This window comes from Mesobacillus foraminis (assembly GCF_004340465.1).
Classification (GTDB): Bacteria; Bacillota; Bacilli; order Bacillales; family Cytobacillaceae; genus Mesobacillus_B; species Mesobacillus_B foraminis.
In genome coordinates this window covers 13583-35840 of record NZ_SLVV01000017.1, presented here as the reverse complement: position 1 = coordinate 35840, position 22258 = coordinate 13583, and the positions used below count along the sequence as shown (strand labels likewise).

Annotated in this window: 37 protein-coding genes; all 37 read left to right on the top strand. The window is 43.0% G+C overall.

All coding sequences use genetic code 11. From position 1 onward, the window contains the following. Positions 1-13: 13 nt before the first annotated feature. Positions 14-2092, top strand: a complete 2079-nt coding sequence (gene fusA, locus EV146_RS24450; RefSeq protein ID WP_132011320.1) for an elongation factor G — start codon at positions 14-16, stop codon at positions 2090-2092. Positions 2093-2212: 120 nt separating this feature from the next. Next, entirely contained in the window at positions 2213-3400 is a 1188-nt protein-coding gene (gene tuf, locus EV146_RS24445; protein WP_121610310.1) for an elongation factor Tu, read from the top strand. Positions 3401-3751: 351 nt separating this feature from the next. Beyond that, the gene (locus EV146_RS24440; protein ID WP_121610309.1) at positions 3752-3895 is read left to right on the top strand and encodes a YezD family protein; all 144 of its coding nucleotides are present in this window, start codon (positions 3752-3754) and stop codon (positions 3893-3895) included. A 105-nt stretch (positions 3896-4000) separates the two neighbouring features. Further along, complete coding sequence (locus EV146_RS24435) at positions 4001-4717, top strand: phosphoadenylyl-sulfate reductase (RefSeq protein ID WP_132011319.1); 717 nt, start codon at positions 4001-4003, stop codon at positions 4715-4717. Between the two features lie 12 nt (positions 4718-4729). After that, a complete protein-coding gene (locus EV146_RS24430) occupies positions 4730-5809 on the top strand; it encodes an inorganic phosphate transporter (RefSeq protein WP_158287210.1) in 1080 nt (359 codons plus the stop codon). A 55-nt stretch (positions 5810-5864) separates the two neighbouring features. Next, on the top strand, positions 5865-7013 hold the full coding sequence (gene sat, locus EV146_RS24425; RefSeq protein WP_121610307.1) for a sulfate adenylyltransferase: 1149 nt from the start codon (positions 5865-5867) through the stop codon (positions 7011-7013). 21 nt (positions 7014-7034) lie between these two features. Then, entirely contained in the window at positions 7035-7634 is a 600-nt protein-coding gene (gene cysC, locus EV146_RS24420; protein WP_132011318.1) for an adenylyl-sulfate kinase, read from the top strand. Positions 7635-7715: 81 nt separating this feature from the next. Continuing rightward, on the top strand, positions 7716-8480 hold the full coding sequence (locus EV146_RS24415) for a sirohydrochlorin chelatase (RefSeq protein WP_241994045.1): 765 nt from the start codon (positions 7716-7718) through the stop codon (positions 8478-8480). 179 nt (positions 8481-8659) lie between these two features. Further along, positions 8660-8800, top strand: a complete 141-nt coding sequence (locus EV146_RS27720) for a hypothetical protein (protein WP_199232717.1) — start codon at positions 8660-8662, stop codon at positions 8798-8800. Beyond that, positions 8800-9108 (top strand): 30S ribosomal protein S10, encoded by a 309-nt coding sequence (rpsJ, locus tag EV146_RS24410; protein WP_046524765.1) that lies wholly within the window; start codon positions 8800-8802, stop codon positions 9106-9108. The genes EV146_RS27720 and rpsJ overlap by 1 nt, the downstream gene beginning before the upstream one ends. A 39-nt stretch (positions 9109-9147) precedes the next feature. Further along, complete coding sequence (gene rplC, locus EV146_RS24405) at positions 9148-9774, top strand: 50S ribosomal protein L3 (RefSeq protein WP_121610305.1); 627 nt, start codon at positions 9148-9150, stop codon at positions 9772-9774. A gap of 27 nt (positions 9775-9801) precedes the next feature. Then, a complete protein-coding gene (gene rplD, locus EV146_RS24400) occupies positions 9802-10425 on the top strand; it encodes a 50S ribosomal protein L4 (RefSeq protein WP_121610304.1) in 624 nt (207 codons plus the stop codon). Continuing rightward, positions 10425-10709: a 50S ribosomal protein L23 gene (gene rplW / locus EV146_RS24395; protein WP_046524768.1), complete on the top strand. Its 285-nt coding sequence runs from the start codon at positions 10425-10427 to the stop codon at positions 10707-10709. The genes rplD and rplW overlap by 1 nt, the downstream gene beginning before the upstream one ends. A 30-nt stretch (positions 10710-10739) precedes the next feature. Further along, positions 10740-11570, top strand: a complete 831-nt coding sequence (rplB, locus tag EV146_RS24390) for a 50S ribosomal protein L2 (protein WP_121610303.1) — start codon at positions 10740-10742, stop codon at positions 11568-11570. Positions 11571-11627: 57 nt separating this feature from the next. Beyond that, a complete protein-coding gene (gene rpsS / locus EV146_RS24385; RefSeq protein WP_121610302.1) occupies positions 11628-11906 on the top strand; it encodes a 30S ribosomal protein S19 in 279 nt (92 codons plus the stop codon). A gap of 18 nt (positions 11907-11924) precedes the next feature. Continuing rightward, the gene (gene rplV / locus EV146_RS24380; RefSeq protein ID WP_121610301.1) at positions 11925-12266 is read left to right on the top strand and encodes a 50S ribosomal protein L22; all 342 of its coding nucleotides are present in this window, start codon (positions 11925-11927) and stop codon (positions 12264-12266) included. 3 nt (positions 12267-12269) lie between these two features. After that, a complete protein-coding gene (gene rpsC, locus EV146_RS24375; protein ID WP_121610300.1) occupies positions 12270-12926 on the top strand; it encodes a 30S ribosomal protein S3 in 657 nt (218 codons plus the stop codon). Positions 12927-12928: 2 nt separating this feature from the next. Beyond that, positions 12929-13363, top strand: coding sequence for a 50S ribosomal protein L16 (gene rplP, locus EV146_RS24370; RefSeq protein WP_121610299.1), 435 nt, complete (start codon positions 12929-12931; stop codon positions 13361-13363). After that, complete coding sequence (rpmC, locus tag EV146_RS24365) at positions 13353-13556, top strand: 50S ribosomal protein L29 (RefSeq protein ID WP_003351417.1); 204 nt, start codon at positions 13353-13355, stop codon at positions 13554-13556. Before rplP ends, rpmC begins: the two co-directional genes overlap by 11 nt. Positions 13557-13577: 21 nt before the next feature. Then, positions 13578-13841: a 30S ribosomal protein S17 gene (gene rpsQ, locus EV146_RS24360; protein WP_121610298.1), complete on the top strand. Its 264-nt coding sequence runs from the start codon at positions 13578-13580 to the stop codon at positions 13839-13841. 41 nt (positions 13842-13882) lie between these two features. Continuing rightward, entirely contained in the window at positions 13883-14251 is a 369-nt protein-coding gene (gene rplN / locus EV146_RS24355; RefSeq protein WP_121610297.1) for a 50S ribosomal protein L14, read from the top strand. A 34-nt stretch (positions 14252-14285) separates the two neighbouring features. Then, positions 14286-14597, top strand: coding sequence for a 50S ribosomal protein L24 (rplX, locus tag EV146_RS24350; protein WP_121610296.1), 312 nt, complete (start codon positions 14286-14288; stop codon positions 14595-14597). A gap of 27 nt (positions 14598-14624) precedes the next feature. Then, entirely contained in the window at positions 14625-15164 is a 540-nt protein-coding gene (gene rplE, locus EV146_RS24345; RefSeq protein ID WP_121610295.1) for a 50S ribosomal protein L5, read from the top strand. Between the two features lie 25 nt (positions 15165-15189). Beyond that, the gene (gene rpsN, locus EV146_RS24340) at positions 15190-15375 is read left to right on the top strand and encodes a 30S ribosomal protein S14 (protein ID WP_001085700.1); all 186 of its coding nucleotides are present in this window, start codon (positions 15190-15192) and stop codon (positions 15373-15375) included. Between the two features lie 30 nt (positions 15376-15405). Further along, positions 15406-15804 (top strand): 30S ribosomal protein S8, encoded by a 399-nt coding sequence (rpsH, locus tag EV146_RS24335; protein ID WP_121610294.1) that lies wholly within the window; start codon positions 15406-15408, stop codon positions 15802-15804. A gap of 31 nt (positions 15805-15835) precedes the next feature. Then, positions 15836-16372: a 50S ribosomal protein L6 gene (gene rplF / locus EV146_RS24330; protein WP_121610293.1), complete on the top strand. Its 537-nt coding sequence runs from the start codon at positions 15836-15838 to the stop codon at positions 16370-16372. Positions 16373-16405: 33 nt separating this feature from the next. Next, positions 16406-16768: a 50S ribosomal protein L18 gene (gene rplR, locus EV146_RS24325; RefSeq protein ID WP_121610292.1), complete on the top strand. Its 363-nt coding sequence runs from the start codon at positions 16406-16408 to the stop codon at positions 16766-16768. A gap of 24 nt (positions 16769-16792) precedes the next feature. After that, the gene (gene rpsE, locus EV146_RS24320; protein WP_121610291.1) at positions 16793-17293 is read left to right on the top strand and encodes a 30S ribosomal protein S5; all 501 of its coding nucleotides are present in this window, start codon (positions 16793-16795) and stop codon (positions 17291-17293) included. 14 nt (positions 17294-17307) lie between these two features. Beyond that, on the top strand, positions 17308-17490 hold the full coding sequence (rpmD, locus tag EV146_RS24315; protein WP_121610290.1) for a 50S ribosomal protein L30: 183 nt from the start codon (positions 17308-17310) through the stop codon (positions 17488-17490). Positions 17491-17522: 32 nt separating this feature from the next. Then, a complete protein-coding gene (gene rplO / locus EV146_RS24310) occupies positions 17523-17963 on the top strand; it encodes a 50S ribosomal protein L15 (protein WP_121610289.1) in 441 nt (146 codons plus the stop codon). Continuing rightward, positions 17963-19258: a preprotein translocase subunit SecY gene (secY, locus tag EV146_RS24305; protein WP_132011317.1), complete on the top strand. Its 1296-nt coding sequence runs from the start codon at positions 17963-17965 to the stop codon at positions 19256-19258. The genes rplO and secY overlap by 1 nt, the downstream gene beginning before the upstream one ends. A 54-nt stretch (positions 19259-19312) precedes the next feature. After that, positions 19313-19963, top strand: a complete 651-nt coding sequence (locus EV146_RS24300) for an adenylate kinase (protein ID WP_132011316.1) — start codon at positions 19313-19315, stop codon at positions 19961-19963. Further along, positions 19963-20709 (top strand): type I methionyl aminopeptidase, encoded by a 747-nt coding sequence (map, locus tag EV146_RS24295; RefSeq protein WP_132011315.1) that lies wholly within the window; start codon positions 19963-19965, stop codon positions 20707-20709. Before EV146_RS24300 ends, map begins: the two co-directional genes overlap by 1 nt. Before the next feature lie 160 nt (positions 20710-20869). Next, a complete protein-coding gene (gene infA / locus EV146_RS24290) occupies positions 20870-21088 on the top strand; it encodes a translation initiation factor IF-1 (RefSeq protein ID WP_121610285.1) in 219 nt (72 codons plus the stop codon). A 34-nt stretch (positions 21089-21122) separates the two neighbouring features. Then, on the top strand, positions 21123-21236 hold the full coding sequence (rpmJ, locus tag EV146_RS24285; RefSeq protein WP_000868344.1) for a 50S ribosomal protein L36: 114 nt from the start codon (positions 21123-21125) through the stop codon (positions 21234-21236). Between the two features lie 21 nt (positions 21237-21257). Beyond that, on the top strand, positions 21258-21623 hold the full coding sequence (gene rpsM, locus EV146_RS24280) for a 30S ribosomal protein S13 (protein WP_121610284.1): 366 nt from the start codon (positions 21258-21260) through the stop codon (positions 21621-21623). A gap of 24 nt (positions 21624-21647) precedes the next feature. Continuing rightward, the gene (gene rpsK / locus EV146_RS24275; protein ID WP_121610283.1) at positions 21648-22037 is read left to right on the top strand and encodes a 30S ribosomal protein S11; all 390 of its coding nucleotides are present in this window, start codon (positions 21648-21650) and stop codon (positions 22035-22037) included. Positions 22038-22258 lie beyond the last annotated feature (221 nt).

Here is a 22258-nt window from a genome sequence, read left to right as displayed (position 1 = left end):
GGAGAAAGACCAAATGGCAAGAGAGTTCTCCTTGGAAAGAACACGTAATATTGGAATCATGGCTCACATTGATGCTGGTAAAACAACAACAACTGAGCGTGTCCTCTATTATACCGGCCGTATCCACAAGATCGGTGAAACTCATGAAGGTGCTTCTCAAATGGACTGGATGGAGCAGGAACAAGAGCGTGGTATCACAATCACTTCTGCTGCCACTACTGCATCATGGAAAGAACACCGTGTAAACATCATTGACACACCAGGACACGTAGACTTCACAGTTGAAGTTGAGCGTTCCCTTCGTGTCCTTGATGGAGCTGTTGCAGTACTCGATGCACAGTCAGGTGTAGAGCCTCAGACCGAAACTGTTTGGCGCCAGGCTACTACTTATGGTGTTCCTCGTGTTGTATTCGTTAATAAAATGGATAAGCTTGGGGCAGACTTCCTGTATTCTGTAAGCACACTGCATGACCGCCTTCAAGCTAACGCTCATCCAATCCAGCTTCCAATCGGTGCTGAAGATGAGTTCGAAGCAATCATTGACCTTGTTGAAATGAAGGCAATCTTCTACGGAAATGACCTTGGTACAGAAATCACTCAAGGTGAAATCCCAGAAGAATACATGGCACAAGCAGAAGAATACCGTGAAAAGCTGATTGAAGCAGTAGCAGAGCTTGATGAAGAATTAATGGAAAAGTACCTTGGCGGTGAAGAGCTTACAATCGAAGAGATTAAAGCTGCTATCCGTAAAGGAACAACAAATGTTGAATTTTACCCAGTTATCTGTGGTTCAGCATTTAAAAACAAAGGTGTTCAGTTAATGCTTGATGCAGTTATTGACTACCTTCCATCTCCATTGGATGTACCTGCAATCAAAGGTACTCTTCCAGATTCAGATGAGGAAGTTGAGCGTCATTCTAGCGATGATGAGCCATTCTCTGCTCTAGCATTTAAAGTTATGACAGATCCTTATGTTGGTAAACTGACATTCTTCCGCGTTTATTCCGGAACACTAGAGTCTGGTTCATATGTACAGAACTCTACTAAAGGAAAGCGTGAGCGTATCGGTCGTATTCTTCAAATGCACGCAAACAGCCGACAAGAAATTTCTAAAGTTTACGCAGGAGATATCGCTGCAGCTGTAGGTTTAAAAGACACTACAACTGGCGACACTCTTTGTGACGATAAGAATCTTGTTATTCTTGAGTCTATGCAGTTCCCAGAGCCAGTTATCCAGCTTTCTGTAGAACCTAAATCAAAAGCTGACCAAGATAAGATGACTACTGCACTGCAAAAGCTTCAAGAAGAAGATCCAACTTTCCGTGCGCACACTGACCAGGAAACTGGACAAGTTATCATTGCCGGAATGGGTGAGCTTCACTTGGATATCATCGTTGACCGTATGCGCCGTGAATTTAAAGTGGAAGCAAACGTTGGTGCCCCTCAGGTTGCCTACCGTGAAACTTTCCGTGCTTCAGCGCAGGTTGAAGGTAAATTCGCCCGCCAGTCTGGTGGACGCGGACAATACGGACACGTATGGATTGAGTTTTCTCCAAACGAAGAAGGAAAAGGCTTTGAATTTGAGAACGGCATCGTCGGTGGGGTAGTTCCACGTGAATATATCCCAGCAGTACAAGCCGGACTTGAAGACTCACTAGATCGAGGAGTACTTGCAGGCTATCCATTGGTTGACATTAAAGCAAGACTGTTTGACGGTTCTTACCATGATGTTGACTCATCTGAAATGGCGTTTAAAATTGCTGCATCAATGGCCCTTAAAAACGCTGCTTCAAAATGTAAGCCAGTCATTCTTGAGCCGGTCATGAGAGTAGAAGTTGTTATTCCGGAAGAATACCTGGGAGACATCATGGGTCAAGTTACTTCCCGTCGTGGACGTGTTGAAGGTATGGACGCTCGTGGTAATGCACAGGTAGTTCGGGCGATGATCCCACTTTCCGAAATGTTCGGTTATGCAACTGCGTTGCGTTCTAGTACACAAGGCCGTGGAGTGTTCTCCATGCACTTTGACCACTATGAAGAAGTACCGAAATCTATCTCAGAAGAAATCATCAAAAAAAATAAAGGCGAATAATTGCAATTCGCTTTTATATCAAGTATAACTACTAATGTAGGCACAGCTGTAAAAGAGGAATTCCTCTTTTACAGCCTTCAAAATACTTAACTTTTTAAAATCAAAGGAGGACTTCCTAAAATGGCAAAAGCTAAATTCGATCGCTCTAAGCCGCACGTTAATATCGGAACAATCGGTCACGTTGACCATGGTAAAACTACTTTAACAGCTGCAATCACTACTGTTCTTTCAAAAGCAGGCGGCGGTGAAGCACGCGGTTACGATCAAATCGATAACGCTCCTGAAGAAAAAGAGCGTGGAATCACAATCAACACTTCTCACGTTGAGTATGAAACTGCAAACCGTCACTATGCACACGTTGACTGCCCAGGACACGCCGACTATGTTAAAAACATGATCACTGGTGCTGCGCAAATGGACGGCGGAATCCTAGTAGTATCTGCTGCTGACGGCCCAATGCCACAAACTCGTGAACACATCCTTCTATCTCGTCAGGTAGGCGTACCTTACCTAGTTGTATTCATGAACAAGTGTGATATGGTTGACGACGAAGAACTTCTTGAACTAGTTGAAATGGAAATCCGTGACCTTCTTTCTGAGTACGATTTCCCTGGCGATGACATTCCTGTTATCAAAGGTTCTGCTCTTAAAGCTCTTGAAGGTGAAGCTGATTGGGAAGAAAAAATCATTGAACTAATGGCAGCAGTTGACGAGTACATTCCAGAACCAACTCGTGATACTGAAAAGCCATTCATGATGCCAGTTGAGGATGTATTCTCAATCACTGGACGTGGAACTGTTGCAACTGGTCGTGTAGAGCGTGGACAAGTTAAAGTCGGTGATGTTATCGAAATCATCGGTCTTACTGAAGAGCCAAAATCTACAACTGTAACTGGTGTAGAAATGTTCCGTAAGCTTCTTGACTATGCTGAAGCTGGTGACAACATTGGTGCCCTTCTTCGTGGTGTTGCACGTGAAGATATCCAACGTGGTCAGGTTCTAGCTAAGCCAGGTTCAATCACTCCACACGTAAAGTTCAAAGCTGAAGTTTACGTATTATCAAAAGAAGAAGGTGGACGTCATACTCCATTCTTCACTAACTACCGTCCTCAGTTCTACTTCCGTACTACTGATGTAACTGGTATCGTTCAGCTTCCTGAAGGTGTAGAAATGGTTATGCCTGGAGACAACATCGAAATGAACGTTGAGCTTATCGCTCCAATCGCGATCGAAGAAGGAACTAAGTTCTCTATTCGTGAAGGTGGACGTACAGTAGGCGCTGGCGTTGTTGCAACTATCGTTGAATAATTAATATTAAGAAACCAGACGGATTTTAATCCGCCTGGTTTTTTTGTTGTTCTCGTTCTTTAGTTTTATTTTGATAGATGCTTTTTAGATAAATTAAGCTTAACTCTTTTCCAGTGGAGATCGTGAATTCTCGTTATTTAAATTTAACCCGCTACAAATAAAAAGCAAACAGATTCTTCAGAGACTTAAATACAGCCTCTTAAAAAATATAAAGTGAAATAATAAAATTTTCTCAAAAATAGTTGACTAATGATGTTTATCTTGGTAAATTTAATTAAACCGATAAATAAAGTAGGGATTAAAAATTTACAGTCTGCCATTCTTATAGCGTAGAATGACGGGGGGACTAGAGTGGAAAAAAGTCGGGATTACCAAGAGGTTCTTTTAAAAGTTCAGGAATTATTAGAGTCATTGAAATACGGATCCATAACACTTGTTGTTCAGGATGGAAAAGTGGTTCAAATAGAACGGAATGAAAAGGTAAGAATGAAATAGGGCACTGCTGACTAGACAAACTAGAGGCAGTCTTAATCAATTGTTTGATTAAGGCTGCCTTTTTTGTCGGTCTTACAAACGGGTTTTTGAAGAGGAGGATCTACGATGGCTGATAAACTAACTTATACCACCTTTGATGAATATCAAGCTCCAGAATTTCCGATAGACAATCCAACAAAGGGGGCTTTGGAAGTCCTGAAGTGGGCTTATACCCATTACAGCGAGGACGAATTGGTCTATGCCTGTAGTTTTGGTATTGAGGGAATGGTATTGATTGATTTAATCTCTCAAGTAAATGAACGTGCGCATATTGCTTTTTTAGATACAGATAAACATTTCCAGGAAACCTATGATCTTATTGAAAGGGTTAGGGAGAGATATCCGAATCTAAATATCGAGATTAAAAAGCCAAAATTGACACTGGAAGAACAGGCCAAGGAGTTTGGCGATAACTTATGGGAGACCAACCCAAATAAGTGTTGTGAAATTAGAAAAGTCATCCCGCTTGGCGAGGTATTATCCGGTGCAACTGCCTGGATTAGCGGACTAAGAAGGGAACAATCCGAAACCAGGAAGCATACTCAGTTTACGAATAAGGACAATAAGTTTAAATCTGTAAAAGTTTGCCCGCTGATTCATTGGACCTGGAAGGATGTATGGAGATATGCGCATAAAAACAATCTCCCTTATAATCTCCTCCATGACAATGGTTATCCAAGCATAGGCTGCCAGACTTGTACGTTACCTGCCTTCAATGCTGACGATTTACGTTCTGGCAGGTGGACAGGAACTGGCAAAATTGAGTGCGGACTTCATCAATAAGGAGCAGCTAATATGATAATTATGTACGCTGCATGTGCTGTTGCACTTTTTCTGGCCATGAATATTGGGGCAAGTGGTGCGGCAGCATCAATTAGCATCGCCTATGGCTCAGGTGCCCTTCCGAATAGAAGGAAAGCATTGCTTGTTTGCGGTATCGCTATATTTGCTGGTGCGGCATTAGGGGGAAGTGAAGTTGTTAAGACAATAGGTTCAGATATTATCCCGCAGTCCATCCTTGATGCCAAGATTGTCTTGATCATACTCTCATCAGCAGCGCTGTCGCTGTTCATTGCTAATTTAATGGGAATCCCTTTATCGACAAGCGAGATTACAGTCGGTTCAGTTGTAGGCGTCGGAATTGCCTATAAAGCCTTATTCATCAATAACATCCTGGTTATCGTAAGTTTTTGGTTCATTATTCCCGTAGTAGCCTTCATTTTAGCCCTCGGGGCAGGTAAAGGCATAAAAAAACTGGAAAAGCGTTATCCAAAGCTGACGAGCTCCGGAATGAGAAAACCTTTATCTATTTTTGTTATCATTGTCGGTTTTATGGAGGCATTCTCTGCGGGGATGAATAATGTTGCCAATACGGCCGGTCCTCTTGTAGGCGCCGGTATCGTGACTGTTAGCACTGGAGTCATTGTCGGTGGACTGTTCATTGCAGCTGGAGCAATTTTTATGGGTGGAAGGGTTTTGCAAACAAATGGAAAGAACATCACAAGCTTTTCTCTTCTTGAAGGAGGAGCCATATCAGGAACAGGTGCCACGCTTGTCATACTCGCTTCCATATTTGGCCTTCCAGTTCCTTTAACACAGGTCACAAGTTCAGCTATTATCGGTATTGGTGCTGCACAAAGGGGAAGCGCGATTTTTAAGGAGAGAGTAATTACTAAAATTTTAAAAGTATGGATTGTTTCACCTGTACTATCACTTGTTCTTTCATACGGATTAGTAAAGCTGTTTGTTCATGCTGATATCTACACTCTTTTTGTTCTTTTTGGAGTTTGCACAGCTACATTGGGGACACTTTCCCTTGCCAAAACAATAAAGGAAGACAGCAGAAACTATTTTGAGAATAGTGGAGGAATTTAGTTTTAATTCCCACTATTTAAATAAGATAACTATTATATTTTAGGAGGAGTACAATATGACATTGAGCACGCCGCACGGAGGAAAACTGATCAATCTTTGGGAGCCAAACTATTCAACAGATGGGCTAAAAAAGGAAATCATTTTAGACGCCACTGCTTTAAGTGATCTTGAACTGATTGGATCGGGAGCTTACAGTCCCATAACTGGATTTCTGGGCCAAAAAGATTATGAGTCTGTCGTTAACAACCTGAGACTCGCCGATGGCTCTGTATGGAGTATTCCAATTACATTGCCGGTTACGGAAGCAACTTCGGAAAACCTGTCAGTCGGTGACGAAGTAAAACTTGTTGCCAACGGTGAAGTATACGGGGTTTTGACTATAACCGAGATTTTCACACCTGATAAAACAGCGGAGGCTTTGGCTGTATATCAGACAGCCGACAGAGCCCACCCGGGTGTGGCAAAGATGTTCGAACGCGGCGATGTATATGTGGGCGGGCCAATTAAACTTCTGAAACGAGTAAAAAGGGACCAATTCCAAAGCTATTATCTTGACCCTGCTGAAACCAGAAAGGAGTTTGAAGAAAAAGGCTGGAAAACTGTTGTTGGTTTCCAAACAAGGAACCCTGTACATCGTGCCCATGAATACATTCAGAAATCTGCACTAGAAATTGTAGATGGATTGTTCCTGAATCCCCTTGTAGGAGAAACTAAATCTGATGACATCCCGGCAGATGTCCGAATGAAGAGCTATAAAGTGCTTCTTGAAAACTATTACCCGGAGGATCGTGTCTTCCTGGCGGTATTTCCTGCAGCGATGCGCTATGCTGGGCCTCGTGAAGCTATTTTCCATGCGATGGTACGAAAGAATTATGGCTGCACACATTTCATTGTTGGCCGTGATCACGCCGGAGTAGGCAATTATTATGGAACATATGACGCACAGCTGATTTTCAGCCAGTTCACCGCAGACGAGCTTGGCATCACACTGCTATTTTTTGAGCACAGTTTCTACTGCACAAAATGTGAGAATATGGCATCTACAAAAACCTGCCCGCATGGAAAAGAAGATCATGTTATCCTATCTGGAACAAAGGTTCGCGAGTTACTGAGGAATGGAGAAATCCCGCCAAGCACATTCAGCCGTAAAGAAGTGGTTGAGGTATTGATTGAAGGACTCCAGGAAAAGTCCGTGAAGGCATAAAGAGCATCGGAGGAGATTATCTTGAATAAAAGTACCAATATTACCTGGCATGATGCATCACTGACAAAAGAGATGCGCAGGAAACAAAGCGGACATCACAGTTTTGTTCTATGGTTCACAGGGCTTTCAGGCTCAGGAAAGTCAACAGTCGCTAATGCGGTAGCCCAAGAACTGTATAACAACAAAATTAAAAACTATGTCCTGGACGGTGACAATATTCGTCATGGCTTAAATAAAGATTTAGGATTTTCCGATGAGGACAGAACAGAAAACATCCGGAGAATTGGTGAAGTATCAAAGCTGTTTGTAGATGCAGGACAAGTGGTGCTTACTGCTTTCATATCACCATTTCAGGCGGACAGAGGACTTGTCCGGGACCTTCTGGAGGATGGAGAGTTCATTGAGGTGTATGTGAAATGTCCGGTGGATGAGTGTGAAAAACGCGATCCAAAGGGTCTTTACGAAAAGGCGCGAAAAGGCTTGATCCGTGACTTCACAGGCATAGACTCACCATATGAAGAGCCATCAAATCCCGAACTGGTGATTGAAACAAACCTTAGCTCAGTTGAGGGTTGTGTGGAACAGGTCATTCAATTTCTCCAGTCCAGGAATTATATATAATAGAAGAACGCAGGGCTTGAACGCCCTGCGTTCTTCTATTATATTGAACTTTGAAGGGTATAAAAGACACAGGGTAATTGAATGAAGAAAGGCAGGGAAACAATAATGGAGGCTGTACTGTATGTTTGCCATGGAAGCAGGGTACCAAAAGCCAAAGAACAAGCAGTAGCTTTTATAGAAAAATGCATGGATAAGAATCCAGCTGAAATCCAGGAATATTGCTTTCTTGAACTTGCAGCTCCTACCATGGAGGAAGGGTTTGCCCGCTGTGTTGAAAAAGGGGCAAAAAAGATTGCTGTGGTCCCTGTACTTCTATTAACTGCTGCTCACGCGAAAGAGGATATTCCGAATGAGATAAAAAATATTGCGGCCAATTACAGCAATATTGAAGTGAGGTACGGGCGTCCGATTGGGGTTCATGATGCTATGGTTCAAATTCTGGTTGATAAGTTAGGGAGAACAGGAAAAGAAATAACGGAACATTCAATGGTTATTCTTGTCGGAAGGGGAAGCAGCGACCCTGATGTAAAAAGGGATTTAAGTACCATTTCAAAAATGCTTAAAAAACAATCGGGATTAAAAAGGGTAGATATTTGTTTTCTGACGGCTGCAGACCCTGGCCTCGATGAAGCTCTAATGGAGGCAAGTGCCAGCACAGCAGACAGGGTATTTGTCATCCCATATTTATTGTTTACCGGAATCTTAATGAAAACAATCGAAAAGGCTATAGTAAGTTTGGATGATAATCAGCGCTTCATTTTGTGTGATGAGCTTGGATATCATCATATAATAGAAGGAATCCTCCATGACCGGGCCAGGGAGGCATTAAATGGAACCAGGTTATGAGAATAATAAAAGGCTGGCATCTGCCAGCCTTTTATTATTCAATTGGAAAGAGTTGCTTAAAAAGAAATGAATAATTATTTAATGAGCCACTTGAAAACCGTCTTTACAGCCGCTATAATAGAAAAAGTGTGTTAGACATAAAGAAATGCGTAATTTTACTTGCGTACCCTTTATGTTTTATGTATAATAGACAATGTTGGTCTTCGACTGCGATGATGCGGAAGGTTGCCGACACACCCGGCCGCTTTGCCATGGCGAGTGTGTGGGAAATTTTCGCGGAGAATGTCTATTTTAAAATAGGCGAAAAGGAGGGAAAATAATGGCAAAACAAAAAATTCGTATCCGTTTAAAAGCTTATGATCATAGGATCCTTGATCAGTCTGCAGAAAAGATTGTTGAAACAGCAAAACGTTCTGGTGCGGCTGTGTCAGGTCCGATTCCACTGCCAACAGAAAAGAATGTATACACAATTCTACGAGCGGTGCATAAGTACAAAGATTCACGCGAACAGTTCGAGATGCGCACGCACAAGCGTCTTATCGACATCATCAACCCAACTCCACAAACAGTGGATTCATTGATGCGTTTAGACCTGCCATCCGGCGTTGATATTGAAATCAAATTATAATGAAATAAATTAAATTAAAGAAATTAGGAGGTGTGACGAATGACCAAAGGAATCTTAGGAAGAAAGATCGGTATGACTCAAGTATTTGCTGAAAACGGCGACCTTATCCCGGTAACAGTTGTTGAAGCTGCTGCAAACGTAGTTCTTCAGGTGAAGAACACAGAAACTGACGGTTATGAAGCAGTTCAGTTAGGTTTCGAAGATAAGCGTGAAAAGCTTTCAAACAAACCTGAAAAAGGGCATGTCGCAAAAGCAAACACTGCTCCTAAGCGCTTCGTACGTGAATTCAACGGAGTTAACTTAGCAGAATATGAAGTTGGTCAGGAAGTCAAAGTTAATATTTTCGCAGAAGGCGATTTAGTAGATGTAACAGGAATCTCTAAAGGTAAAGGGTTCCAGGGTGCTATCAAGCGCCACGGGCAATCCCGCGGACCTATGGCTCACGGTTCCCGCTATCACCGTCGCCCAGGTTCAATGGGTCCAGTTGCTCCAAACCGTGTATTCAAAGGCAAATTGCTTCCAGGACGCATGGGCGGAGAGCGAATCACTGTTCAAAACCTGCAAATCGTTAAAGTTGATGCAGAGCGTAACCTTTTATTAATCAAAGGTAACGTACCTGGTCCTAAAAAAGCTTTATTGAAAATCAAAAGCGCGATTAAAGCGTAGTAACGCCTAGAGAAAGGAGGAAAAGGAATGCCTAAAGTAGCATTATTTAACCAAGCTGGATCACAAGTTGGGGAAGTTGAACTTAATGATTCTGTATTTGGTATCGAACCAAACAACCATGTAATGTTCGAAGCGGTTGTTATGCAAAGAGCTTCCTTGCGTCAAGGAACTCACAAAACTAAAATTCGTTCTGAAGTAGCAGGCGGTGGCCGCAAGCCATGGCGCCAAAAAGGTACTGGACGCGCACGTCAAGGTTCTATCCGTTCACCACAATGGCGCGGGGGCGGTACAGTATTCGGACCAGTTCCACGCAGCTACAGCTACAAGTTACCTAAGAAAGTACGCCGTCTGGCTATCAAATCTGCGCTTTCTTCAAAGGTAGTAGCAGAAAATATTCTAGTGCTTGAGAGCCTTGCTTTTGAAGCGCCAAAGACTAAGGAATTCAAAAACGTACTAAAGGGACTTTCTATTGATACAAAAGCATTGTTCGTAACTGCTGGTGTTGAAGAAAATGTAGCTCTTTCTGCGCGTAATATTCCTGGAATCACAGTTGTTTCCGCTGAAGGGATCAACGTACTGGATGTTTTAAATCATGACAAGTTGATCATGACTAAAGCAGCCGTTGAAAAAGTAGAGGAGGTGCTTGCATAATGGATGCACGCGATATCATTAAGCGCCCCGTAATTACAGAACGTTCTTCTGAGTTGATGGCTGACAAAAAGTACACTTTTGAAGTTGACGTCAGAGCGAACAAGACACAAGTTAAAGATGCTGTACAAGAAATCTTTGGTGTTAAAGTAAAGAACGTTAACATCATGAACTATAAAGGCAAGTTCAAGCGTATGGGCAAGTTCGGTGGATATACAAACAAACGCCGTAAAGCTGTTATTACGTTGACTCAAGACAGCAAAGAAATCGAACTTTTTGAAGTTTAATTCATTTAAATAGAAGAGGAGGGAAAAGAAATGGCGATTAAAAAGTACAAACCTACCTCCAATGGTCGTCGTAACATGACAGCGTCTGATTTCGCTGAAATTACAACTGACAAGCCGGAGAAATCCTTGCTTGCTCCTTTGCACAAAAAAGGCGGCCGTAATAACCAAGGTAAGTTAACTGTTCGTCATCAAGGTGGCGGCCATAAGCGTCAATACCGTGTCATCGACTTTAAGCGTAACAAAGATGGCATTCCAGGACGCGTTGCCACAATTGAGTATGATCCAAACCGTTCAGCAAACATTGCATTAATTAATTATGTAGACGGTGAAAAACGTTACATCCTAGCTCCAAAAAACCTGGTAGTGGGTATGGAAGTTATGTCTGGCCCAACAGCTGACATTAAAGTGGGTAATGCCCTTCCATTAATCAATATCCCTGTCGGTACAGTAATTCACAACATCGAACTTAAGCCTGGCAAGGGTGGACAATTGGTCCGTTCCGCTGGTACAAGTGCACAGGTTCTTGGTAAAGAAGGTAAATACGTATTGATCCGGTTGAATTCTGGTGAAGTCCGCATGATCCTTTCTGAGTGCCGCGCGACTGTTGGTCAAGTAGGTAATGAACAGCATGAACTTATTAACATTGGTAAAGCAGGTCGTTCTCGCTGGTTAGGCAAGCGCCCGACTGTTCGTGGATCTGTCATGAACCCTAACGATCACCCACATGGTGGTGGTGAAGGTCGTGCTCCAATCGGACGTAAGTCTCCAATGACTCCATGGGGCAAGCCAACACTTGGATTCAAAACACGCAAGAAGAAAAACAAATCCGACAAGTTTATCGTACGTCGTCGTAAAAAATAACGGGATTGAGCTACGGTTCAAAAGAACCGTAGGACAATCACGAAGGGAGGTTCAATCATGGGTCGCAGCTTGAAAAAAGGACCTTTTGTTGATGAGCATTTGATCAATAAGATCGAAAAGTTAAATGAAACTGAAGGCAAGCAAGTGGTAAAAACTTGGTCTCGCCGTTCTACGATCTTCCCACAATTCATCGGCCATACAATCGCTGTTTATGATGGTCGTAAACATGTGCCTGTTTATGTGACAGAAGACATGGTAGGCCACAAGCTTGGGGAATTTGCTCCAACACGCGCCTACAAAGGCCATGGTAATGATGACAAGAAAACAAGACGTTAATGAGAGGAGGGCATTTTGATGCAAGCTAAAGCTGTTCTTAAAACAGTTCGTATTGCTCCTCGTAAAGCTCGTTTAGTACTAGATTTAATTCGAGGAAAGCAAGTTGGTGAAGCGGTGGCGATTTTAAAACTCACCCCGAAAGCTGCTTCTCCAGTCATTGAAAAATTATTGAAGTCTGCACTTGCTAACGCAGAGCACAACTACGAGATGGATGTAAACAATCTGGTGGTAGCACAAGCCTACGCTAACGAGGGACCGACATTGAAACGCTTCCGTCCGCGCGCACAGGGCCGTGCAAGTGCAATCAACAAGCGCACAAGCCACATTACAATCGTTTTATCAGAGAAGAAGGAGGGATAATCAGTGGGTCAAAAAGTAAATCCAGTCGGTTTGCGTATCGGTGTCATCCGTGATTGGGAGTCCAAGTGGTACGCAGGCAAAGACTATGCTGATCTTTTACACGAAGACCTTAAGGTCCGTGAGTACATCACTAAGCGCTTACGCGATGCTTCTCTTTCTAAGATTGAGATTGAGCGTGCGGCTAACCGCTTGAATGTAACAGTACACACTGCGAAACCAGGTATGGTGATCGGTAAAGGCGGTACAGAAGTCGAAGCACTTCGTAAAGCACTTAACCAGCTTACTGGCAAACGCGTTCATATAAACATTCTTGAAATTAAAAAAGCTGATATCGATGCGAAATTGGTAGCGGAAAATATTGCTCGTCAATTAGAAAACCGTGTATCTTTCCGTCGTGCCCAAAAGCAAGTAATCCAACGCGCAATGCGTGCTGGTGCTAAGGGAATCAAAACAATGGTATCCGGCCGTCTGGGCGGTGCAGACATCGCTCGTTCTGAACATTACAGCGAAGGAACAGTTCCCCTTCATACTCTTCGCGCCGATATCGACTATGCTACTGCTGAAGCAGATACAACTTACGGCAAGCTTGGCGTAAAAGTATGGATTTATAAGGGAGAGGTCCTTCCTACGAAGAAGAAAACTGAGGAAGGAGGCAAATAATTATGTTATTGCCAAAACGCGTTAAATATCGCCGCGAACATCGCGGAAAAATGCGCGGACGCGCAAAAGGCGGCACAGAAGTAGCATTCGGTGAGTTCGGCCTTCAAGCTACGGAAGCCTCCTGGATCACAAACCGCCAAATCGAAGCAGCTCGTATTGCGATGACACGTTACATGAAACGTGGCGGTAAAGTTTGGATTAAAATCTTCCCACACAAGCCATATACTGCAAAGCCTCTTGAAGTGCGGATGGGTTCCGGTAAAGGATCACCTGAAGGCTGGGTAGCAGTTGTAAAACCAGGGAAAGTAATGTTCGAAATCGCAGGTGTTTCTGAAGAAATCGCTCGTGAAGCATTACGCCTTGCAGCACACAAACTTCCTGTTAAGTGCAAGTTTGTAAAACGAGAAGAAATTGGTGGTGAATCCAATGAAAGCTAATGAAATTCGTGACCTTACCACTGCCGAAATTGAACAAAAAGTGAAATCTTTAAAAGAAGAACTTTTTAACTTACGCTTTCAACTAGCGACTGGACAACTTGAAAATACAGCTCGCATCCGTGAAGTACGGAAGGCGATTGCCCGTATGAAAACTGTGATTCGTGAAAGAGAGATCGGCGTTAACAATCGATAACCAGAGAGGAGGTACCTCACAATGAGTGAACGCAACCAGCGCAAGATTTATACAGGACGCGTTGTTTCTGACAAGATGGACAAAACAGTCACTGTTCTAGTAGAAACTTATAAAAAACATCCTCTATATGGCAAGCGCGTAAAGTACTCTAAAAAGTTTAAGGCTCATGATGAGCAAAACACAGCGAAGGTAGGAGACGTAGTCCGCATCATGGAAACTCGTCCGCTATCTGCAACTAAACGCTTCCGCCTTGTTGATGTAGTTGAAAAAGCAGTTATTATCTAAATCGTTCGGTATAAGGTTTATTCCGAAGGGAGGTTACTCACATGATCCAACAGGAAACTCGTTTAAAAGTAGCTGATAATTCAGGTGCACGTGAAGTACTTACTATTAAAGTCCTTGGCGGTTCTGGTCGCAAAACTGCGAATATCGGTGACGTCATCGTTTGTACAGTGAAACAAGCAACACCAGGTGGCGTTGTTAAAAAAGGTGATGTAGTTAAAGCTGTTATCGTTCGTACTAAGAGCGGTGCACGCCGTACAGACGGCACATACATCAAGTTTGATGAAAACGCATGTGTGATCATCCGTGACGATAAGAGCCCACGCGGAACTCGTATCTTCGGACCAGTTGCACGTGAACTTCGTGAAAACAACTTCATGAAAATCGTTTCATTAGCTCCAGAAGTATTGTAATTCAAATTTAAATGGCTTTAAGGAGGTGCAGCAGATGCATGTCAAAAAAGGTGACAAAGTAATGGTCATCTCTGGTAAGGACAAAGGTAAAACAGGCAATATTCTTGCAGCTTATCCAAAGCAAAGCCGTGTCCTAGTAGAAGGCGTTAATATCGTGAAAAAACACGCTAAGCCATCTCAATTGAATCCGCAAGGCGGAATCATCAGCCAAGAGGCACCTATTCATGTATCAAATGTTATGCCTATCGATCCGAAATCCGGCAAACCAACCCGAGTTGGATATACTGAGGAAAACGGCAAGAAGGTACGCGTAGCGAAAAAATCCGGTGAAGTTCTTGATAAATAGTCTATAGATGAAGGGAGGTACTCATAAATGAACCGCCTAAAAGAAAAGTTCAACAAAGAAATTTCTCCTGCTCTAGTGAGCAAGTTTAACTATAAATCCGTAATGGAAGTACCAAAGCTTGAAAAGATCGTAATCAATATGGGTGTAGGCGATGCAGTTGCAAATGCAAAGGCATTGGATAATGCAGTTGAGGAATTGGCACAGATCTCTGGTCAAAAGCCAGTCATCACACGTGCGAAAAAATCCATCGCAGGCTTCCGTCTTCGTGAAGGTATGCCAATCGGTGCGAAGGTTACACTTCGTGGCGAGCGTATGTATGAATTCCTCGACAAATTAATTTCAGTTTCTCTTCCACGTGTCCGCGACTTCCGCGGTATTTCCAAAAAGTCGTTTGACGGCCGCGGAAATTACACGTTGGGTGTAAAAGAACAATTAATCTTCCCTGAAATTGATTACGATAAAGTGAGCAAAGTACGTGGCATGGATATTGTTATTGTAACGACTGCTAACACTGATGAAGAAGCTCGTGAACTATTAACATCATTCGGAATGCCATTTCAAAAGTAATCTCTAAATAGAGGGAGGCGAAAACGTGGCTAAGAAATCAATGATTGCGAAACAAAAACGCACGCCTAAATTCAAGGTACAAGAGTACACACGCTGTGAGCGCTGCGGACGTCCGCACTCTGTATACCGTAAATTCAAGCTTTGCCGTATTTGTTTCCGTGAATTAGCATACAAAGGACAAATTCCTGGTGTGAAAAAAGCTAGCTGGTAAAACACAAGGTTTGGGAAGGAGGTAAAAACAATGGTCATGACAGATCCGATTGCAGATTTGCTTACTCGTATTCGTAATGCGAATATGGTTCGTCACGAAAAATTAGAAGTACCTGCTTCTAACATGAAAAAAGAAATCGCTGAAATTCTAAAGCGTGAAGGCTTCGTACGTGACGTTGAATATATCGAAGATAACAAACAAGGCATTATCCGTATCTTCTTAAAGTACGGTGCTAACAATGAGCGTGTAATTACAGGTCTTAAGCGCATTAGCAAGCCTGGACTTCGCGTTTATGCTAAGTCAACTGAAGTACCACGTGTACTTAACGGACTAGGTATCGCTCTTGTTTCTACATCAAACGGCGTATTAACTGATAAAGAAGCTCGCGCTAAGCAAGTGGGCGGAGAAGTATTAGCATACGTCTGGTAATAGATTTCCTTAATGAATGGAGGTGCAATAAATGTCTCGCGTAGGTAAAAAACCAATCGAAATCCCTGCAGGGGTTACAGTTACGAACGAAAACAATCACGTAACAGTAAAAGGTCCAAAAGGCGAACTTTCTCGTTCTTTTAATCAGGACATCCAAATTAGCATTGAAGAGAATGTTATCACAATCACACGTCCATCTGATGTTAAAGAACACCGCGCATTGCACGGAACAACTCGCGCAGTTCTTTCCAACATGGTGGAAGGTGTATCAAAAGGGTTTGAACGATCCCTTGATCTTATCGGTGTCGGATACCGTGCCGCTAAGCAAGGTAAGAAACTTGTGTTGAGTGTTGGATATTCTCATCCAGTTGAAATCGAGGCAGAAGAAGGCCTTGAAATCGAAGTTCCTTCAAACACAAAAGTGATTGTAAAGGGAGCTGACAAAGAGCGTGTAGGAGCGCTTGCTGCCAACATCCGCGGAGTACGCCCACCAGAGCCTTATAAAGGTAAAGGTATTCGTTACGAAGGCGAATTTGTACGCCGTAAAGAAGGTAAAACTGGTAAGTAATGCCGCTTAAAGCTAACGAAAGGAGTGACGTAAATGATTACGAAGGCTGATAAAAACGCTACTCGCCGCAAAAGACACGCTCGTGTCCGTGCGAAAGTCAGCGGTACTGAAGCTCGTCCTCGTTTAAATGTGTTCCGTTCAAACAAACACATTTATGCTCAACTTATTGACGATGTGAATGGAGTTACTCTAGCGAGTGCTTCCACTTTAGATAAAGAAATCAATCTTGAATCTACAAGCAACCTTGAAGCTGCGCAAAAGGTCGGAGAATTAGTTGCAAAGCGTGCTGTAGAAAAAGGTCATAGCGAAGTTGTTTTTGACCGTGGCGGATATTTGTATCACGGCCGTATTAAGGCCCTTGCAGATGCTGCTCGTGAAAACGGCTTACAATTTTAATAGAAAAAGGAGGGACACAATTAGATGCGTCGCATTGATCCAAACAAACTTGAACTAGAAGAACGCGTAGTAACCGTTAACCGTGTTGCTAAAGTCGTTAAAGGTGGACGTCGTTTCCGTTTCACTGCACTTGTAGTAGTTGGTGATAAGAACGGTTATGTAGGTTTCGGTACTGGGAAAGCACAAGAAGTACCTGATGCTATCCGTAAAGCAATTGAAGATGCGAAGAAAAACTTGGTTCACGTACCAATGGTTGGTACAACGATTCCTCACCAAGTTATCGGACACTTTGGTGCTGGTGAAATCCTGCTTAAGCCTGCTTCAGAAGGTACAGGAGTTATCGCAGGTGGACCAGTCCGTGCGGTACTTGAATTAGCCGGTGTTTCTGACATCCTGTCTAAATCTCTTGGCACTAACACTCCAATCAACATGGTTCGTGCTACTGTTGATGGACTTAAACAACTAAAGCGTGCTGAAGACGTTGCGAAATTACGCGGTAAATCAGTAGAAGAACTGTTAGGATAAGGAGGGAAATCAAAATGGCAACTAAGTTGGAAGTTACCCTCACACGCAGCTTGATCGGCCGTCCGCAAGACCAGCGTGAAACAGTTAAAGCCCTTGGCCTTAAAAAGGTTAACCACACAGTGGAACACGAAGATAATGCAGCTATCCGCGGCATGATCAACAAAGTGTCTCATCTTGTAAAGGTAAACGAAAAGTAATCTATTTTTCTATAGAATAAGGAGGTGCCAACATGAAACTTCACGAATTAAAGCCTGCAGAAGGTTCTCGTCAGGAGCGTAAGCGTAAAGGCCGTGGTATCGGTTCCGGTAATGGTAAAACAGCTGGAAAAGGTCATAAAGGTCAAAATGCCCGTTCAGGCGGAGGTGTACGTCCAGGATTCGAAGGTGGTCAAACACCTTTAATGAGACGTCTGCCTAAACGCGGTTTCACGAACATTAATCGCAAGGAATACGCAGTAGTGAACCTAGATGCTTTAAACCGTTTTGAAGATGGAACCGAAGTGACTCCAGAACTTTTGATTGAAACAGGCCTTGTCAAAAAGGAATTAGCAGGTGTTAAAGTACTTGCTAAAGGAAACTTGGAGAAAAAGTTGTCTGTTAAAGCTCATAAGTTTTCCTCTGCAGCCAAAGAAGCAATTGAAGCTGCTGGGGGTCAAACTGAGGTGATTTAATGTTTCAGACAATCTCCAATTTTATGCGCGTGGGTGAAATTAGAAATAAAATTCTCTTCACCCTTTTAATGTTGATTGTATTTCGCTTAGGCGCTTTTATACCAGTGCCTGGAGTGAATTCTGATATATTAAAGGCACAGGATGACTTAAGTGTATTCGGTGTCCTAAACACGTTCGGCGGCGGAGCGCTGCAGAACTTCTCAATCTTCGCCATGGGGATCATGCCTTACATTACGGCTTCAATTATTATCCAGCTCTTGCAGATGGATGTTGTCCCGAAATTTACGGAATGGTCCAAACAAGGTGAAGTTGGGCGTAGGAAACTTGCCCAGTTTACACGTTACTCAACAATTGTACTTGGATTTATCCAGGCATTAGGTATGTCTTACGGCTTTAATAATATGGCTGGTGGTCTATTGATTACTGATAGCGGTATAGGCAATTATTTATTGATTGCCACCGTGCTTACTGCAGGTACTGCATTTCTTATGTGGCTCGGTGAGCAGATTACTGCTAAAGGGGTCGGTAATGGCATCTCCATTATTATCTTTGCTGGTATTGTCGCCGGTATGCCTACGATTGTTAACCAGATTTATGCCCAGCAGTTTGAAGATGCAGGTGAAGCACTCTTCCTTCGCATTCTGACTGTTGTACTTCTTGCTCTTGCTGTGATTGCCATTATTGTTGGTGTCATTTTCATTCAGGAAGCCGTGCGTAAGATTCCGATTCAGTATGCAAAAAGGATGGCTGCAGGAAACAATCCTGCTGGAGGCCAGTCGACTCACCTTCCACTGAAGGTGAATGCGGCAGGTGTTATCCCTGTTATCTTTGCTATTTCGTTCATCATTACACCTCCGACGATCGCTCAGTTCTTCGGTACAAATGATGTAACGGCCTGGATCCAGAACACTTTTGATTATACACAGCCAATTGGTATGATCATTTATGTGGCTCTGATCATCGCATTTGCTTATTTTTATGCGTTCATTCAGGTTAATCCTGAAAAGGTTGCTGAAAACCTGAAAAAACAAGGCGGGTATGTACCTGGAATCCGGCCAGGCAAAAACACTCAGGAGTACATGACCAGAGTCCTGTACCGCCTGACATTTGTTGGTGCCTTGTTCCTTGCGGCTATTTCTGTTCTCCCGGTTTTCTTTATTAAGTTTGCCGGACTTCCGCAAACCGTTCAAATTGGAGGCACAAGTCTGTTGATCGTTGTCGGTGTAGCGCTTGAAACGCAAAAACAGCTCGAGTCCCAATTGGTGAAGCGTCATTATAAAGGTTTTATAAAATAAGGTTTGGGGAACAGCTGTTCCCTAGGCCTTCATTAGAGACTAGGGGGAATTCTTGTGAATTTAGTTCTAATGGGGCTGCCGGGTGCTGGTAAAGGTACTCAAGCCGAAAAAATTGTTGCGAAATACAACATCCCTCATATCTCAACAGGAGATATGTTCCGTGCGGCAATGAAAGAAGGAACGGAACTAGGTTTAAAAGCTAAGTCCTTCATGGATCAAGGTGCACTTGTTCCGGATGAAGTTACTATCGGGATTGTTCGTGAGCGCCTAAGCAAGCCTGATTGCGAGAAAGGTTTCTTGCTTGATGGTTTTCCGCGTACGGTTGCTCAGGCAGATGCCCTTGAACATATGCTTGCAGACCTTAATAAAAAAATAGATTTTGTCATTAATATTGACGTGGACCAAAGCATTTTGATGGATCGCCTTACAGGACGCAGAATCTGTAAGAGCTGTGGATCTACTTATCATCTAGTGTTTAATCCGCCTGCCAAAGAGGGCGTCTGCGACCGTTGCGGCGGAGAGCTTTACCAGCGTGCGGATGATAATGCAAACACTGTTCAAAATCGACTTGATGTCAATATTAAACAAACAAAACCTCTATTAAACTTTTATGAAGATAAGGGCTACTTGCGAAATATCAATGGACAGCAGGATATAAATGTAGTTTTTGCTGAAATTGAAGAGTTGCTTGGGGTCTTGAATTAATGATCATTTGCAAAACTCCTCGTGAAATAGATATTATGAGAGAAGCCGGACGGATTGTGGCGCAAACTCATCAGGAGCTTAAAAAATATGTTGCTCCGGGTATCACTACGAAAGAATTGGATCTCATTGCTGAAGAGTATATCAGGAAGCATGGGGCTGAAGCTTCTTTCAAGGGGTATAATGGGTTTCAGGGCAGCATCTGTGCGTCGGTAAATAATGAACTAGTTCACGGGATACCTGGCGGAGGGGTTCTGAATAAAGGCGACATTATCAGTATTGACATCGGTGCGAAGCTCAATGGATATCATGGCGATTCTGCCTGGACCTATCCTGTTGGGGAAATCGGTGAAGACACAAAGCGTCTTTTGGACGTGACAGAGAAGTCTCTTTTCCAAGGACTGAAAGAAGCTAAGCCGGGTGAACGACTTACGAACATCTCCCATGCTATTCAAACGTATGTGGAAACAAACGGCTTTTCGGTTGTGCGTGAGTATGTCGGACACGGAATCGGGCAAGAATTACATGAGGACCCGCAAATCCCTCATTTTGGTCCACCTGGACGAGGTCCAATATTGAAGCCTGGCATGGTTCTGTGTATCGAACCTATGGTAAATGCAGGAAAACGATATGTAAGTACATTATCCGATAATTGGACCGTGGTGACAGTCGATGGGAAAATGTGTGCTCACTTCGAGCATACAATCGCAATTACTGAAACCGGTTATGAGATTCTGACAAAACCATGACTAGAAGAGATTGGTTTGCTCACTGTTTTTCAAAACCGAAGCTAGCATAAATTGTTAGCCTAATAAGCAGACGGATTCAGTCAAATGTGATATAATCATAAGGTTGACGAACGCCCCGTTTGTAAAACACATATGACGTGAAGAAGGGAGACTAAGTTCGATGGCGAAAGATGATGTAATTGAAATTGAAGGCACAGTGGTTGAAACTTTGCCCAATGCCATGTTTAAGGTAGAATTAGAGAACGGTCATAACGTGTTGGCTCATGTTTCCGGAAAAATTCGGATGCACTTTATCCGCATTCTCCCAGGAGATAAGGTAACAGTTGAGCTTTCTCCATATGATTTGACTCGCGGAAGAATTACCTACCGCTTTAAATAATCTGTTGCTCCGTACTATCAAGGAGGTTAGAGTAATGAAAGTGAGACCATCGGTTAAACCGATCTGCGAAAAGTGCAAAGTCATACGCAGACGCGGCAAAGTAATGGTGATCTGTGAAAACCCTAAACATAAACAAAAACAAGGCTAATAATGAAGGAGGTGCTTCCAAATGGCACGTATTGCTGGTGTAGATATTCCACGTGAAAAACGTGTAGTTATTTCTTTAACGTATATTTTTGGTATCGGCAGACCAACTGCTGAGAAGATTCTTGCTGAAGCTGGTATTTCCGAAGACACTCGTGTTCGTGATCTTACCGAAGATGAACTTAACAAAATCCGTGATATCGTTGACAAACTAAAGGTTGAAGGTGACCTTCGCCGTGAAGTTTCTCTAAATATCAAGCGTTTAATGGAAATCGGTTCTTACCGCGGTCTTCGTCACCGTCGTGGATTGCCTGTTCGCGGACAAAATACCAAGAACAACGCTCGTACCCGTAAAGGTCCTCGTAAGACTGTAGCTAACAAGAAAAAATAATAGGTAAGGGAGGTAAACTTACAAATGGCTCGTAAAACTAATACTCGTAAACGCCGCGTCAAAAAGAATATTGAGGCAGGAGTTGCGCATATTCGTTCAACTTTCAACAATACAATCGTAACAATCACTGACGTTCATGGTAACGCAATTTCTTGGTCAAGTGCAGGTGCGCTTGGATTTAAGGGTTCTCGTAAATCCACTCCATTCGCTGCGCAAATGGCTGCTGAAACTGCTGCTAAAACCTCCATTGAGCATGGTATGAAAACTTTAGAAGTAACCGTTAAAGGACCTGGTGCAGGCCGTGAAGCTGCAATCCGTGCTCTTCAGGCTGCAGGACTTGAAGTAACTGCGATCAAAGATGTAACTCCAGTACCTCATAACGGCTGCCGCCCACCAAAACGTCGCCGTGTTTAATTTTTCTGTATAGATTTTGTATCACTGTCTATAATGGGATATGATACAAAATATTTAATACAGAAAATTTGTCCAGTTGTTGTGCGCATACGGGAACGTATACATGGGGACTTTCGGATAGGCAGATAGCCTGCCGGGGTTTCGACGTTTTGAAGGAGGGTATATTTGATGATCGAAATAGAAAAACCAATAATCGAAACGGTTGAGATCAGCGATGATGC

Excerpts from the sequence above, each read along its gene's own strand:
- fusA (WP_132011320.1), top strand. The coding sequence starts at position 14 with ATGGCAAGAGAGTTCTCCTTGGAAAGAACACGTAATATTGGAATCATG.
- tuf (WP_121610310.1), top strand. The coding sequence starts at position 2,213 with ATGGCAAAAGCTAAATTCGATCGCTCTAAGCCGCACGTTAATATCGGA.
- EV146_RS24435 (WP_132011319.1), top strand. The coding sequence starts at position 4,001 with ATGGCTGATAAACTAACTTATACCACCTTTGATGAATATCAAGCTCCA.
- EV146_RS24430 (WP_158287210.1), top strand. The coding sequence starts at position 4,730 with ATGATAATTATGTACGCTGCATGTGCTGTTGCACTTTTTCTGGCCATG.
- sat (WP_121610307.1), top strand. The coding sequence starts at position 5,865 with ATGACATTGAGCACGCCGCACGGAGGAAAACTGATCAATCTTTGGGAG.
- EV146_RS24415 (WP_241994045.1), top strand. The coding sequence starts at position 7,716 with ATGAAGAAAGGCAGGGAAACAATAATGGAGGCTGTACTGTATGTTTGC.
- EV146_RS27720 (WP_199232717.1), top strand. The coding sequence starts at position 8,660 with ATGTATAATAGACAATGTTGGTCTTCGACTGCGATGATGCGGAAGGTT.
- rpsJ (WP_046524765.1), top strand. The coding sequence starts at position 8,800 with ATGGCAAAACAAAAAATTCGTATCCGTTTAAAAGCTTATGATCATAGG.
- rplC (WP_121610305.1), top strand. The coding sequence starts at position 9,148 with ATGACCAAAGGAATCTTAGGAAGAAAGATCGGTATGACTCAAGTATTT.
- rplD (WP_121610304.1), top strand. The coding sequence starts at position 9,802 with ATGCCTAAAGTAGCATTATTTAACCAAGCTGGATCACAAGTTGGGGAA.
- rplW (WP_046524768.1), top strand. The coding sequence starts at position 10,425 with ATGGATGCACGCGATATCATTAAGCGCCCCGTAATTACAGAACGTTCT.
- rplB (WP_121610303.1), top strand. The coding sequence starts at position 10,740 with ATGGCGATTAAAAAGTACAAACCTACCTCCAATGGTCGTCGTAACATG.
- rpsS (WP_121610302.1), top strand. The coding sequence starts at position 11,628 with ATGGGTCGCAGCTTGAAAAAAGGACCTTTTGTTGATGAGCATTTGATC.
- rplV (WP_121610301.1), top strand. The coding sequence starts at position 11,925 with ATGCAAGCTAAAGCTGTTCTTAAAACAGTTCGTATTGCTCCTCGTAAA.
- rplP (WP_121610299.1), top strand. The coding sequence starts at position 12,929 with ATGTTATTGCCAAAACGCGTTAAATATCGCCGCGAACATCGCGGAAAA.
- rpmC (WP_003351417.1), top strand. The coding sequence starts at position 13,353 with ATGAAAGCTAATGAAATTCGTGACCTTACCACTGCCGAAATTGAACAA.
- rpsQ (WP_121610298.1), top strand. The coding sequence starts at position 13,578 with ATGAGTGAACGCAACCAGCGCAAGATTTATACAGGACGCGTTGTTTCT.
- rplN (WP_121610297.1), top strand. The coding sequence starts at position 13,883 with ATGATCCAACAGGAAACTCGTTTAAAAGTAGCTGATAATTCAGGTGCA.
- rplX (WP_121610296.1), top strand. The coding sequence starts at position 14,286 with ATGCATGTCAAAAAAGGTGACAAAGTAATGGTCATCTCTGGTAAGGAC.
- rplE (WP_121610295.1), top strand. The coding sequence starts at position 14,625 with ATGAACCGCCTAAAAGAAAAGTTCAACAAAGAAATTTCTCCTGCTCTA.
- rpsH (WP_121610294.1), top strand. The coding sequence starts at position 15,406 with ATGGTCATGACAGATCCGATTGCAGATTTGCTTACTCGTATTCGTAAT.
- rplF (WP_121610293.1), top strand. The coding sequence starts at position 15,836 with ATGTCTCGCGTAGGTAAAAAACCAATCGAAATCCCTGCAGGGGTTACA.
- rplR (WP_121610292.1), top strand. The coding sequence starts at position 16,406 with ATGATTACGAAGGCTGATAAAAACGCTACTCGCCGCAAAAGACACGCT.
- rpsE (WP_121610291.1), top strand. The coding sequence starts at position 16,793 with ATGCGTCGCATTGATCCAAACAAACTTGAACTAGAAGAACGCGTAGTA.
- rpmD (WP_121610290.1), top strand. The coding sequence starts at position 17,308 with ATGGCAACTAAGTTGGAAGTTACCCTCACACGCAGCTTGATCGGCCGT.
- rplO (WP_121610289.1), top strand. The coding sequence starts at position 17,523 with ATGAAACTTCACGAATTAAAGCCTGCAGAAGGTTCTCGTCAGGAGCGT.
- secY (WP_132011317.1), top strand. The coding sequence starts at position 17,963 with ATGTTTCAGACAATCTCCAATTTTATGCGCGTGGGTGAAATTAGAAAT.
- map (WP_132011315.1), top strand. The coding sequence starts at position 19,963 with ATGATCATTTGCAAAACTCCTCGTGAAATAGATATTATGAGAGAAGCC.
- infA (WP_121610285.1), top strand. The coding sequence starts at position 20,870 with ATGGCGAAAGATGATGTAATTGAAATTGAAGGCACAGTGGTTGAAACT.
- rpmJ (WP_000868344.1), top strand. The coding sequence starts at position 21,123 with ATGAAAGTGAGACCATCGGTTAAACCGATCTGCGAAAAGTGCAAAGTC.
- rpsM (WP_121610284.1), top strand. The coding sequence starts at position 21,258 with ATGGCACGTATTGCTGGTGTAGATATTCCACGTGAAAAACGTGTAGTT.
- rpsK (WP_121610283.1), top strand. The coding sequence starts at position 21,648 with ATGGCTCGTAAAACTAATACTCGTAAACGCCGCGTCAAAAAGAATATT.